Below are 13,631 nucleotides of genomic sequence, written 5' to 3'. Positions count from 1 at the left end.
GTGGCGGCCGGCTGAACGGGGGGGGCTGGGGGCGCTGCCGGCGCGCCGGCCGCGGGTCCGGGGACGGGGCCCGACGGCGGCTGGGCCGGCTGCTGCGGGGCGCTCGGCTGGGGTGCCCCGGTCGCGGCGGCCTGGCCTGCCCCGGGAACGGAGGTGATGGGACCGGCGGCGACGGCCGGGTTGAAGGCCGGCCAGCGGGAGGCGGGCGGCACGGACACACCGGTCTCCGGGTGGCCGGGGTCCCCGGGCTGCAGGGCGCCGGGCGCGAAGGTGGACGGGCCGTAGAGGCCACCGCTGGTCAGCGGGTTGCGGCCGGTGTTGACGTCCACCACGAGGGTGCGAGCCACCTTGTCATGCCAGCCCTGGCGCTGGTGGTTCGTGTCCCAGACGTTGGACAGCAGCATCAGGATCGGACCGATCACCGGGACGATACAGCTGACGGAGATGATCACCCAGCGCAGGAAGATCGCACCCCAGCCGGCGGGCGTGCCCTCCTCAGAGGTGACGCGCAGTCCCAGAACCAGGTTGCCGGGGGTCTTCCCCGCGGACGCCTGCCAACCCCACAGCCACACGTTGTAGGCCAGGGACACCACCGAGGCGATGAGCAGGGCCATGGTGTAGGTGGCCAGCGCCTCCTGTTGGGCCACCCCGGCGGAGTCCAGCACCGCGGGGAACGTGGCACCGGTGGCGATGCCTACGGCCAGCGCGGGAATGATCTGGTCGATCAGCCAGGCCGCCAAGCGCTTGCCGGCCGGTGCGTTGACCAGGTTCAGGGTTTTCTGCACGGGGTACCTTATTCCTGTTTCTCGCGAGCTTGCTGGTCCACTGTACGGACTCCGCGGCTTCGGCCGCCACGCCGGGCACTGCGGGCCTGACGTTCGGCAGTCCGGTCGCCTCCGCGCCGTTCGGCCGTCCGGGCCCGGTCCGCCTGGCGCTGCTGTTTCTTCAGCTGGCGGCGCTGCCGGCGGCGGGCCCGGGCCTCGAGCAGGAGCGAACGCGGCGTGTACTTCGCCCGGAACCGCTGCCAGCCGCTCACCGAGCCGCGCATGCCGGCGATGTTCTCGTCGACCCGCGCCCAGTAGTCGGCCACCTGGGCCTCGTTCGGTTCCCCCGGGCCGAAGACGGCCTGATCCGCGCGGCGGGCCAGCAGCGTGGTGCCGGCGGCCGCCGTCGGGAATGTCCCGGCCAGCTCCGTGGCGTGCTCGCGCCGGGTGCCGGAACGCTGGGGTTCGGAACCGAGGTCCGTGGCGAGGCTGAGCACCTCGGACCAGCCGCCCGAGACCTGCTCGGCGGGCGTCTGCGCCTCACGCCGCCTCTTGCGGCGGCGGCCCTTGAGGATCGCGATGATGAGCAGCGGGATCAGCAGGATCAGCAGCGGGATCAGCGAGTAGACCACGATCATGACGATCTGGCCCCATTGGTCCCACCAGGACCGTTCCTCCTGCTCGGCGTCCTGGGGCTCCGGTGCCGTGTCCGGGGGAAGATCGGCCTGCTCCTGCGGGGGCGGCGGGGGCTGGAGCACCTGCGGCTTGGGCGTGGACTTCGGTTCCTGCTGCGGCGGCGTGGGGACGTTGTCCTTGTCCGGGGTGGGGTCCAGGGCGACCCAGCCGACGTTCGCGAAATTGACCTCGACCCAGGCGTGGACGTCCTTGCCCTTGATCTGGATCGGGCCGCCGTCCGCCGAGTAGTTCTCCGGGTAGAAGCCCATGACCACGCGGGCCGGGATGTCCAGGGACCGGGCCATCAGGGCCATGCCCACGGCATACTGCTCGTCATCGCCGATCCACTGCTCCGCGTCCAGCAACTGGGTGATGCGGCCGGCGTAGTGGCCGGAGAGGGAGGTGACCTCGCCCTCGCGGCCGTTGGAGAAGGCACCGGACTCGTGGAGCGTGGAGGCCAGGCCGCTGACGATGCCGAAGGGCTGGTCCTGGTTGCCCGTCAGTTCAGCGGCCTTCTCCGGGACGATCTGCGGCACGCCGGTCAGCTCCGGCATGACGATCTCGCCGAAGTCCTGTCCCTCAAGGTCCTCGGACGCCACCTGCACCGGGAAGACCACGTCCGCGGTGTAGGAGTCGCCCTCCTCCAGCGGGATGGTGGACAGGGCGGTCTCATTGCCGTCGTTGTAGTAGAGCGACGTCGAGAGCTGGTCCGCCCGCGGTCCCTGCAGCACGGCGCCGCTGAGCTTGCCGCCGCCGGGCAGCCAGACCCCGTTGTAGGCCTCGATGCCGATGTCCAGGGTGCCGGTGGCCCGGGTCGGGATCTCGGTCTCGGCGGTGCCGGAGAGCCGGGAGGCATCACCGACGGGCGAGAAGTTCCCTCCGGACTGCGGGTTCACGTTGTAGACCATGCCGTCATAGGCGTCCAGCGCGGCCAGGCGGACCCGTTGGCCCTCGGGCAGCCCCTCGACCGTGAACAGGACCTCCTCGTGCTGGTCCTTGACGTACTGGCGGAACTTCATCAGGGGGCTCGGGTAGTCGAACAGCTCGATCGGCGGATCCACGACGTCCCGCAGCACCTTGCGGTCCTGGTCCTGCAGCAGCAGCGGCGAGGCGGAGGCGGTCAGCAGGCCGGCGACGGCGAGGACGGCGGCTCCCATGCCGACGCGGCGCCACACCATCTTGCGCGCGGTCGCCGGGTTGGACACGGTGGTGGTGTCCGCCGCGTCGGCGCCGGTCTGCGTGCCCTGTACGCGCATGCGGTGGTGGCGCCAGGCGAGCCAGGCGACGGCGGCCATGATCAGCAGCATTCCGCGCACCACGGCCATGGGTGCGTCCTTGGTGCCGAACATGATCCCGACGACGGTCATCACCAGCACGGGGATGACGGTCCAGTAGGGCAGGCGGACGCGCCAGGCCAGAAGTCCGGCCACGAGGGCGGTGAGCATCCCGGACAGGTAGGGGGCCACGAGCATGCCGCCGTTGACGCCCACCGGTGCGGCCACGGTGAGGATGTCCTTCCAGGCGGTGACGGGCCCCGTCACCAGGACCAGGAGTGCTTCCAGGCTGGGCAGGAAGCCGACGGCTGCCTCAGTGGGTGCGGCCAGCGCGAAGCCGAAGAGGAGGTAGCCCAGGACGGCGGCACCGGTGGTCATCCACACGTTCCAGCGCAGGTAGGCGCTGGCCAGGGCGACGCCGAGTCCGAGCACGATGCCACCGAATCCGGCCACCAGGTAATGCCAGTCACCGGCGAAGGTGTCCTGGAAGCCCAGCAGGCCGAGGCCGAGAAGCACCATCAGCACCGCTGTGTCGATCGCGATCTGGGCCCAGGAGAAGCCGAACCTGAATCCCTTCTGGCGGGGCTGCTTCGGCAGGGTGGGCATGGACTTCCTCATGCCGCGGGCCATCATGCCGCCGCCTTGCGCAGGGCCAGCCCGAGGTCCTGCAGGTCGCCGATCGAGACGACGGTGAGGTCGCCGATGTTGGCGCGCTGGGTCTCCAGGCCGTGGGCACAGCGGATGGCGAACGCGCGCACGCCCGGAGGCACGTGGTTGGTGGCCTTGCGGAGGTCTCCTGCGGTCGGCTGATCCCCGGTGATGAGGAAGAACACGGAGGCGTTGGGCACGTGGTCGGCGGTCTCGCGAGCCACGTCCACACTGGTCTTGCGCAGGGGCTTGCCCTCGATCCGGGTCATGTCATCCAGCATGTTGCGCCCCGTCTCGGTGTGGACCGGGCCGGCATGGGTGCGGATGGACAGGTTGCGCTGTTCCTTGAAGGCCTCGAGCCCGATGGAGGACGCGACCGAGATCGCGAGCTCGAAATCGTTCTCCGTGGCGTACTCGGACGTGCTCGTGGACAAAGCGATGGCCAGGTGTGCGCGCCGGGTCTCCTCGAACTGGCGCACCATGAGCTTGTTGGTGCGGGCCACCGTCTTCCAGTGGATGTGGCGGCGATCGTCTCCGGGGACATAATCGCGCAACGCGTGGAAGGAGACGTCCGCGCTGGACAGGTCACGGGTGGGCAGGCCTTCGAGGTCACGGATGAACCCGGCCGAGGAACCCTGCAGTGCCACCGTCCTCGGGTGGACGTACAGTTCTTCCGGCTCGGTCCACTTCAATTGGCGGCGCAGCAGGGCCAGCGGATCCTGGCGTACGGAGCGCACGGGACCGACCGTGATGACCGCACGGCGATGCGTGGGGATGGTGAAGAGGTCCTCGTGCACGGCGCCCGGGCGCATGCGCGGCAACTGGAAGACGGCGGTGGCCCGGCCGACGGGAAGTTCCATGGCGGCCGGCATCAAGGCCTTGTCCGCCGTGTTGGTCACCTCGATCGCACCGACGGCACGGTCACCCACGGCCACGCGGGACCGCGCCAGGTCCAGGTCCACCCGGTAGGAGGACCGGCCCAGGATAAACCCGATGGCAAGCAGCAGCAGGAACACGCCCACCAGACCGGCCACGATGGCCTCGGCCCAGCCGAAGACGAGTCCGGCGATCCAGGACCCGACGGTGATGACCAGCACGAGCCATCCCAACGGGGAGATGATCTCCAGGACGGGCTGGACATGCTTTCCCCACCACCCGGTCGCGGCCTCGCGGGCCGGCTCGGTGGTGACCGCCGTCGTCTCCCGCAGGCGCCGCCAGCGGTCCTGCAGCTGCACCGCTGCCTTGCCGGCCCGTTCGGAGGACTTCGAGGGGCCCTGCGGCTGTGGGGTGGCCGCGGGTGCCGGACCACGGCGCCCTGTGGCCTTGGCGGAGCGCCGCGAACGCCGCGTTTCGGGTGATGACTGCGTACTCATGTGGTGCGGGAGCCTCTCAGGCCCCGGAGGCGGACGAACCGCCGCGGTACACGGTGTCCTCGTTCGCCTCCATGGCGGTAGAGCCGGCAGCCGGGCCAGACGCCATGGCGGCGGCCGGCTCGGGGGCCTCGGACCGGTGCTGCGGGGCGCCGACGGTGGCCAGGACGCGCGTCAGGACGGCCTGGGAGGTGGCCCCGGCGAACTCGGCCTCCGGGTCCAGCACGAGCCGGTGGGTCCACACGTGCGGGGCGAGATCCTTGACGTCGTCCGGCAGCACGTAATTGCGGCCGTAGGAGGCGGCGCGCACCTTGGCCGCGCGCACCATGGCCATGGCCCCGCGTACGGAGACACCCAGCCGCGTCTCGTCCGCCAGGCGGGTCTCCTCCGTCAGCTCGGCGATGTAGTTCAGCACGGCCCCGTCCACGTGCACCGTGGTGGCCAGCTCGGTCATGTCCTGGATGGCCTGGGTGGTGATGATCGGGGTCAGGGCGCCGGAGCGGTCCTTGGTGGCGGCGCCGGAGAGCAGTTCCACGGTGGACTCGCGGTCCGGGTAGCCGATCGAGGTCTTGATCAGGAAGCGGTCCAGCTGGGCCTCGGGGAGCTTGTAGGTGCCGGCCTGCTCGATGGGGTTCTGGGTCGCGATGACCATGAAGGGGCGTTCATTGGTGTAGGTGACGCCGTCCACGGTCACCCGGGCCTCCTCCATGACCTCCAGGAGGGCCGACTGCGTCTTCGGTGAGGCGCGGTTGATCTCATCGGCCAGCACGATGTTCGCGAAGATCGGCCCCTGGTGGAACTCGAACTCCTGCGACTTCTGGTCATAGATGGTCACACCCGTGACATCGGAGGGCAGCAGGTCCGGCGTGAACTGGATGCGCGAGTGGGTGCCCTTGACCGTGGCGGCCAGCGAGCGGGCGAGCATGGTCTTGCCGGTGCCCGGGGCATCCTCGAGCAGGACGTGGCCATCCGTGAGCATGGCCGTGAGGACCAGCGAGATGACGTCTTCCTTGCCCAGGATGGCCTGGCCGATGTTGTCCGAGATCTTCTCGAACGTCCCGGCGAACCACTCGGCCTGTTCGGTGGTCATGGTCATGGGTACTGCTCGCTTTCATGGGGCTTCAGTGTGCTGAGTGGTGGTTGAGATGGTGACCGGAAGGTCACGGTGCTACCAGGGGTGGATCTGGCCCGAGTCAGTGCCGCCGACCTTGGCCCAGACCCGCATGCCCGGACTACCGGGCCAGCCGCCGTGCCAGCAGTTGATCATCTTGCGGGCGCTCCCGCTCGAGGGCACGGAGATGGAGTGCGTGCTGTTGTTGAAGCGGTGCGCACCACCGTTGCTGGTCCAGCACTGCACCTCGTGGTTGCCCGCGGGGAAGTCCTGGACTTCCACATCGAACCTCCGGCAGTCGATGTTGCACCCTGGTTCGCTGACGGGAGAGCCAGGACGCAGGATGACCTTCGGCTGCGGAGGCGGCGGTGGCGCCGGCTTGGATTCGGCGCTACCGGTCCACGATTTGGCCTCTCCCTCGCTCGGCGTCGCCGTGACGGTGATGGTGCGGGATTCCGAATAACCGGTGCTGACACTCTGTGAGCCGTCATTGGGCGTGCCACCGGAGCCGGAGATGGAGACCGTCACCGTGACCGGCCGCCCGTTGGCATAGGCCGACGCATTGGAGTTCCAGCTGAAGTCGACCTTCCGCTCACCGCCGTTGGCCTTGATGTTCGAGGCGTTGGTTACCGGGCCATAGGCACTCTCCTGGTTGGACGAGTCCGAGGCGTCACCGGCACCGGCCGCATTCTGAGCGCGGACCCGAACGGTGACGTTCTTGCCGTTGCTGCCCACGTTGATGGTGCTGCCGGGCCCACTGAGGGACTTCCAGCTGCCGCCGCTCACCTGGTATTGGTATCCGGTGATCGGCGAGCCGTTGGCCGAGCCGGGGCTGAAGTCCACGGTGATGGTGTTGTTCTTGCCAGTGGCATCGATCGAGGGCTTGGATGGCGCCTTCGGCCGTCCGTAGGGCGTCACCGCAGTAGAGCGTGGCGAGGTGTCCGAGGCACCGACCCGATTGTGAGCCACCACCGCGAAGGAGTAGGACGACGTGGTCTTCAGGTCGGTGACCTGCTGGGAGGTGCCGCTGATACCACCGATCGTCCGGTCCAGTTTCCCGCCTTCGTAGACCAGCAGGTCGTACCGGGAGATGGTCGCACCATTGTTGTTGGGCGCACTCCACCGCACGTTGGCCACACCGCCGTTGACGGCAGACTCAGCCCGGGAGGCCGAGGGGGCCAGAGGCTGCAGGGGCACCCCGGCCGGAGTGATCGAGGACGACCAGCCGGAGAACTCGCTGGGCCTATCCGCGTCATTCACCGCCTGGATCCGGAACTGGTAGGCGGTGCCGTTCGTCAGCCCCTCCCACGTGGTGGAGGTCCCGGAGACGGACTTCTGCGTCACACCGCCCGCGGGTGCCGGGGAGATCTCCACCGTGTACGAGGTGATGGGCGAACCCCGGTTGACCGGCGCGGTCCACGTCAGATCGATCTTCTTGTCCCCGTCCGTGCCCGTCGGCGGGGCCGGCTGCTCCGGCTCCACGTCCGGCCGGGCCGGCGCGGAGGAGACCGAGGGATCGGACTCGCCGACCTCGTTCGTGGCCGTGACGGCGAAGGTGTACTCCTGGTTGTTCGTCAACCCGGAGATGGTGCACGTGGTGGCCGCGCACTCCTGATTCACGCCATCTGCCGTGACCGTGTAACCGGTGATGGCCGCACCGTTGTTGGCCGGAGCGTCCCACGTCAGCACGACCTCGGAGTCACCCACGGAATCCACGCGCGGTATCCCGGGAGCCTCGGGGGCGCCCTTCACGTTCAGCGTGATGGTGCCCTGGACGTGGCGGTCAGGATCCTCGGTCATGTCCTGGACGGTGTACTGGACCGTCATCTGGCCGACCAGGTTCTCATCCGGGGTGACCACCACCGAGTCACCGGAAACCACGGCCTCGCCCGCTCCGCCGGCCAGTTCGGTACCCACCAATTGGAGCTCGCCCTCGCCCTCGAACGGATTCACGTCGTTTGCGAGGACGGGAATGGTCTCGGACCGGCCCTGGTGGGCGTCCGGCACGGTGTCCGGGTTCGCCACTGTCAGGGGTCGGTCCGAGGCGTTGACCGTGAGGGTCACCTGAGCCGGCACGGGATCGGACTTGCCGTCCGTCACGGTCACCTGGACGGTGCCGCGGGTGCCCTTCGGGGTGTCCGCCCCGGCGCTGGCGGTGAGCACGGACCCCTCGAGGTTGACATCCAGGCCCTCGATGGAGGACTCCCCCAGCGCGAAGATGAGGTTCTCGGCGTCGTCCGGGTCCGGGTCGGAGGCGGCCTGGGCCAGATCAAGGGTCGCCGGATCGCCGCCGGCGGACACCTCCATGGTGTTGGACTGGAACAGCGGCGGATTGTTCTCTTCCGGGCGCGGCAACACGCGCACGGGCTGGGTCAGGACCGCCTTCAGGCCCTCGGCGTCATCCGGTCCGGAGCCGTCCGTCACCTCGAACGTCACGGAGGCGGCCCCGGTGAAGTCCGCGGGCGGGGTGAAGACCAGCTCGGTGGCGGAGCTGACCAGGCCGCCCTCGGACTCCGGCGTCGAGGTCACCTTGGACTCCTCGGTGAGGCGCGGCGACGTGCCGTCCCGGACCACCACGAGGTCGTCCAGATTCAGGGGCAACTCCTCTCCGGCCATCACTTCGATCGGAGCTTCCGAGCGCAGCGTCGGTCGGGCCTCACCGGCTCCGGGGACGATCACGAAGGCGTAGGCGGAGAGCTCATCGGCGTCCGTGAGCCGGTAGGTGATCACCTGCGGGTTGGACTGCACAGGGACCACCAGCTGGTTGTCCTCCGTGAGGCTCACGCCCTCCGGGTTCTCCGGCAGGTCCACCGTCAGGTCGTCCGGAGTGCCGTCCGGGTCCTCGTCGTTCTTCAGCAGGTCCACGGTGACCTGGTCCTGGTCCACGGTCTCGCGGAAGGAGACGCGGTCATCCCGGGCGATCGGCGCACGCAGCGGTGCATTCGGGTCCGACTCGACCGTCAGCGTTCCGGTGTCCTGGCCACCACGGCCGTCGGTGATCGTGTAACGGACGGAGGTGAAGCCGGCATCGGGCGGCGAGGTCAGCAGGATCCGGCCGTCCACCAGGGCGGCGTCCGATCCCTCGGTGGCCTCCAAGGTGTCCACGAACTTCAGCTCGTCCCCGTCCGCATCCGTGTCATTGGACAGCACGTCCACGGCCACGGGCCGGTCCGGGCGCACCTGGATCGAGTCGTTGACCGCCACGGGAGGAGTGTTCTCCTGCGCCACCGGGGCGATGCCGACCATGATCGTCCCGGTGGAGCGGGCACCGAGACGGTCCTCGACCACATAGGTGAACACGTCCGTACCGGTGGAACCGGCCGTGGCCGTGTACTCGATCGAATTGGCCGTGACCTTGGCTGACCCCTTGGTGGGCGGATTCTCCAGCTGCACCAGGGACACCGAGTCCCCGTCCGGGTCGATCCCGTCCAGCGGGATGGGGATGGCGACGGTCTCGCCGGAGAACACACGGCCCTCCACCGTCTCCGGCGACGGCGGTGAGTTGTTCTCTAGGTCCAGCGCGTTGATGTGGAACGTCACCCGGGCCGAGGCCTGCTGACCATCCGGTCCGGAGACGGTGTAGACGGCGGAGACGGTCTTGGCCTCCTCGCCGGCACGGAACCGGATTTTGTTGTCCGAGACGGAGATGAGGCCGTCCGTCTCGTCGACGCCCTCGGCCAGCTCGGGCTCGAGGGTGAGTTCGGCGCCGTTGGGGTGGACGTCGTTGTCCAGGACCGGCACGGTGACCACGTCTGACGCCCGCACCACGGCGGTGTCCGGATTGGGCCGCGGCGGCTCCATGGACTCTGGCGCAGGGATCGGGATGACGGTGACCTCACCCTTCGAGGCGGCCGTGCCGTTCGTGACGGTGTAGGTGAACGTCACCGGCTCGGTCAGTCCCTGCTGGTCCGTGACGCGCAGGACGGCATTGCGTTCCACCGAGACGTTGAAGGGGGCGTCCTGCGGCACGTCCACCTGCTGGGCCACCAGCACGCCGCCCTCGGGATCGGAGTCGTTGCCGAGGATGTTGACCAGCACCTCGCCGTTGGCGGGCAGCAGGGCCACGTCACGCACCGCCACCGGAGCACCGGTGTTCTTGTCCGGGTCCTTGACGTCCACCCGGATCAGCCCCGGGGCGGAGGCCGGCCCGTTGGTGGCGACGTACTTCAGGTAGAAGGTCTTCTCCTGGTCCGAGCGGAAGGACACGGTGCCCGTGTCACTGTTCATGTCCACGTCCGCACCGGAGATCGGATCCACATGGGCCAGGCGCAGCTCGGTTCCAGTCGGGTCGAAGTCGTTCTCCAGGGGCGAGAAGGTGGCTTCCTCCCCCACGTTGACGGTCACGTGGTCCGTGGCGGTGATCGGCGGGGCCGCGCCCTTGGGCAGCACCTCGATGACCACCCGGCCGGTCTCCGACTCGCGGCGATCGGAGACGGTGATCTCCAGTTCCTTGGTGCCGTCGGTCTTGCCGACGTCCTCGAAGGTCAGTACTCCGTCCGGGCGCACCCGCACCACGTCACCGTCCTCGGAGACCGCCCCCATCAACTGCAGGTCATCCCCGTCCGGGTCCTTCCAGTCCGTCAGGATGTTCTGCGAGACCTCGGTGCCGGCCTGGACCCGCAGGGTGGTCACGCGTTCCTGGACGGGCTTGCTGTTCTCCTTCTCCGGGACCACGCGGACCGTGGCCTGGGCCTGGTCGGTGCCCCCGCGCCCGTCGTCCGCGGTGTAGGTGAAGGCGGAGGAACCGCTCGCGTCCTCGGGGACCACCATCTGGAAGCCCGTGCCGTCGTAGATCTCCTGCAGGGTCCCGGTCTCGGGCTGGTCACCGGCCAGTTCCGCCGTCAGCAGGTCACCGTCCGGGTCCACGTCGTTGAACAGCACCGGCAGGGCGGTGGTGCGCCCGGCACGGACGCCGAAGGTGTCGTCCTCGGCGACCGGCTTCTGGTTCTCCTCCTGGCGGTCCGGCAATTCGATGGAGTCGGTGATCTCGTCCGACTCCTCTTCCTCCTGCTCGCCCTCGCCCTTCGGCGGTTCCAGGTCCGCCCAGTTGTTGACGATCTTCATGCCGTCCGCCACGAGCCAGGTGTTGCCCTCCGAGACGTCGTTGAGCACCACCACGTCCCGGTTGACGCGGAACACCATCTGGGCCTCGGCCGGCATCTCGGGGATCTGTTCTGTGGTGTCCCGTGAGTCGTCGTCACAGTCACGCTGGTACAGGCCGGAGCCCTGCCAGGCCGCATGCGTGCAGGTCCCCACGCGCACTGGTTGGATCGGGGCACCGGTGGTCTCCACGGTGGTGTACTGCGCTTCCCCACCGTCCAGCGGCACGGTCGCGGTCTTGTTGGCGAGCGCGACGACGGCCCCGGCCGCCTCCGGTCCCGGCGCCTGGAGTTTTCCCTCGGCCGGATCGACGACGCTGGAGGCCTCGCCCTCGGAGGTGACCAGGGTGCCGGAGGCCGCATCGAAGACGACGCCCGTCTCCCCGACGGCCGAGATCTGTGGCTCGGCCATCCCGGCGAGCCCGTCGATCTCGGTGGAGGAGACCTCCCGGAAGCCGGCCGGGTCACCGTCCGCGCCGTCGTCGTTGTCTTCCGGGGCGCCCGATGCACTTTCTGAATCCTGCTCGTCCGCCGGGGTCTCGCCGTCCCCGACCTCTTCGGTCGCACTGTCCTGATCGGACTGCTCCCGGAGCTCCTCGTCCGTCAGCGGGCGGAAACCCTTGATGAGGTTGGCGTCCAGGTCCGCCACCCAGACCGTGTCATCGCGGCCCACGGCCGAGAGCACCCGGCCCTCCCCCTCGTAGAAGGGGTCCGCGGACTCGGAGGCGATGGCCCCGAGGTTCTGGGTGGTGGCCGCGTAGACCCGGCCCTGCTCCAAGTCCGAGACGGCCACGATCCTCTCACCGTAGGAGAAGGAGGAATTGGCCGGGAGCATCGTCTCGTCGGAGAGCACGAAGGCGGCCGGATCCACGGTGGTGGCGGCCCCCATCTCGAGGTCCCGGAGGTAGACCTGGTCCGCGTGCTGCGCCAGGTCGAACTCGGTCATGGTGGTGGCCACGCCGCCGTCGAGGGTCTGTGACTGGTAGTTGAGGTGGGCGACCTTGTTCTCGGCCGCGTTGACCACCCACACGCCGCCGTCATTGAGATCGACGTCCGCGGTCTGGAACCCCGGATAGAGGATGGCGCCGGTCACCGCCACGGCGGAGACACCAACGAACGCCGTTGCCTTCAACGCGCCTTGGCGCCCGGCGCCGAAACCTGTCCCCACGTTTTTGTCCCCCGATGGTGAAATCACGGTCCGTTCTGCGCGCCAACGGCACAGCGACCACTCCACGGGAGTCTAGCGGTTCAGCCGACGGCGCAAACCTGAAATAGGCCTGAGGGGATGGGTAGTTCTCCCCATGTGCGTCGGTTGCCTCCGGCCGAGGTCAATCGACCACAAGACCGTTACCGGAGCCGGGCATGAGGATGGACGGCCGGATCTCGCCGAATCCACGGACCATCCGCGGGGGCTGCGGGACGAGGACGAACCGATCGTCCGCCTCCAGGGCCATGGCCGTCATCGCGTCCACCAGGACGGTACCGGGGTCCGCGAGCGCGGTCAGCCGGGAGGCGAGGTTCACGGTGGGGCCGTAGATGTCCCCCAGCCGGGAGAGCACCCGGCCCCACACCACGGAGACGCGGGACGAGGGCAACACGGGATCGTCCGCCATGGCCTGTGCCAGCGCCAGACCGATCTGGGCCCCGGCCTCCGGCGTCTCGGCGTTGAACAGCACCTCATCACCGACCGTCTTGACCAGCCGGCCACCGCCGATCGAGATGATCTCGGCGCACTTGTTCTCGAAGCGCTGCACCATCTGGGCCAGGGTGCGCTCGTTCATCTGCCGGGATAAAGAGGTGTAGGAGACCATGTCCGCGAAGCCCACCGCCCGGGCCAGCGGCAGCGGGGCATCGTCCTCAGAGCCGTCCCGGCCGACGGCACTGGCCGCAAGCCCCGCCTCCACCCGGACGGTGAGCCGCTGCAGGGCCGAGTTGAGCTGCCGCCGGTAAGAGTAGGCCATGACCTCTTCGAGCGGTTCGATGATCTCCGGCAGCATGCGGACCACCTCGCGGCGGGCGCTCGGGTCCGTCATGCCCTCACTGATCTTGTTCTCCACGAGGGCCTCGATCTGCCACACGACCATGCGGTCCGTCATCTGGCCGATGGAGCGGGTCAGGGAGATGGCCGTCTCCTCGTTGAGGATGCCGCGCCGGACCAGGTCGATCATGGTGCCGATCGCGTCCGTGTCCTGCTGCGTGAAAGCCCGGTCCTCGTCCTTGACATTGGGGAAGCCCAGGGCGCGCCAGAGCTTGCGGGCCGAGATCAGGGAGACGCCGAGTTCACTGGCCATGTCCCGCCGGGTCATCGAGCGGGGCCCGCCCAGCAGGTCCTTCTCCAGGGCCGAGATCGCCTGCGTCCACGTGGAGACCTCCTGCTCGTCCTCCAGGGCCAGCGCGGACGTGGTGGTGGTGTCCGGGGCCGGCTGCGGCCTGGCCTGGCGTTCCACGCCGTCCGGGGGGACCTGATCCATCTGAGCGGTCCGCCGCAAGGGAGCATCTGCGGGGCCATCCGCCGGGGCGGACCCGGACGGCTGACCGGCCATGGGCTGGACGCCCTCGGTCAGCAGGCCCAGATCGCCGTGGTCATCCAGGGACGTCGTTGCGGGCAGGTCGTCCCAGTCGTCCATCGGACCGGTGTACTCAGCCACGGTAGCCACCCCTCATCATTCGTCCGGGTACCGATCCCGGTG

6 protein-coding genes are annotated in these 13,631 nt (G+C 69.1%); all 6 read right to left on the bottom strand.

The features are described 5' to 3' along the window. Nucleotides 1–785: RDD family protein (locus RUH65_RS12815; RefSeq protein ID WP_313817914.1), on the bottom strand; the 785-nt coding region annotated here is incomplete at its 3' end. A gap of 8 nt (nucleotides 786–793) precedes the next feature. Further along, the gene (locus RUH65_RS12810) at nucleotides 794–3,319 is read right to left on the bottom strand and encodes a transglutaminase domain-containing protein (protein ID WP_313817912.1); all 2,526 of its coding nucleotides are present in this window, start codon (nucleotides 3,317–3,319) and stop codon (nucleotides 794–796) included. Nucleotides 3,320–3,342: 23 nt separating this feature from the next. Next, on the bottom strand, nucleotides 3,343–4,734 hold the full coding sequence (locus RUH65_RS12805; protein WP_313817910.1) for a DUF58 domain-containing protein: 1,392 nt from the start codon (nucleotides 4,732–4,734) through the stop codon (nucleotides 3,343–3,345). A 16-nt stretch (nucleotides 4,735–4,750) separates the two neighbouring features. Then, a complete protein-coding gene (locus tag RUH65_RS12800; RefSeq protein ID WP_313817908.1) occupies nucleotides 4,751–5,827 on the bottom strand; it encodes a MoxR family ATPase in 1,077 nt (358 codons plus the stop codon). Nucleotides 5,828–5,899: 72 nt separating this feature from the next. Next, nucleotides 5,900–12,073: an Ig-like domain-containing protein gene (locus tag RUH65_RS12795; RefSeq protein WP_313817906.1), complete on the bottom strand. Its 6,174-nt coding sequence runs from the start codon at nucleotides 12,071–12,073 to the stop codon at nucleotides 5,900–5,902. A gap of 196 nt (nucleotides 12,074–12,269) precedes the next feature. Beyond that, nucleotides 12,270–13,412, bottom strand: a complete 1,143-nt coding sequence (locus RUH65_RS12790) for an adenylate/guanylate cyclase domain-containing protein (RefSeq protein ID WP_396180227.1) — start codon at nucleotides 13,410–13,412, stop codon at nucleotides 12,270–12,272. Nucleotides 13,413–13,631 lie beyond the last annotated feature (219 nt).

This window comes from Citricoccus sp. (assembly GCF_032154715.1).
Classification (GTDB): Bacteria; Actinomycetota; Actinomycetes; order Actinomycetales; family Micrococcaceae; genus Citricoccus.
The sequence above is the reverse complement of the archived record's forward strand: the minus strand, read 5'-3'. Positions and strand labels throughout refer to the sequence as shown.

What these genes read in the sequence shown, in the direction of transcription:
- RUH65_RS12810 (WP_313817912.1), bottom strand. Translation starts at nt 3,319, where the DNA reads ATGCCCACCCTGCCGAAGCAGCCCCGCCAGAAGGGATTCAGGTTCGGC.
- RUH65_RS12805 (WP_313817910.1), bottom strand. Translation starts at nt 4,734, where the DNA reads ATGAGTACGCAGTCATCACCCGAAACGCGGCGTTCGCGGCGCTCCGCC.
- RUH65_RS12800 (WP_313817908.1), bottom strand. Translation starts at nt 5,827, where the DNA reads ATGACCATGACCACCGAACAGGCCGAGTGGTTCGCCGGGACGTTCGAG.
- RUH65_RS12790 (WP_396180227.1), bottom strand. Translation starts at nt 13,412, where the DNA reads ATGGATCAGGTCCCCCCGGACGGCGTGGAACGCCAGGCCAGGCCGCAG.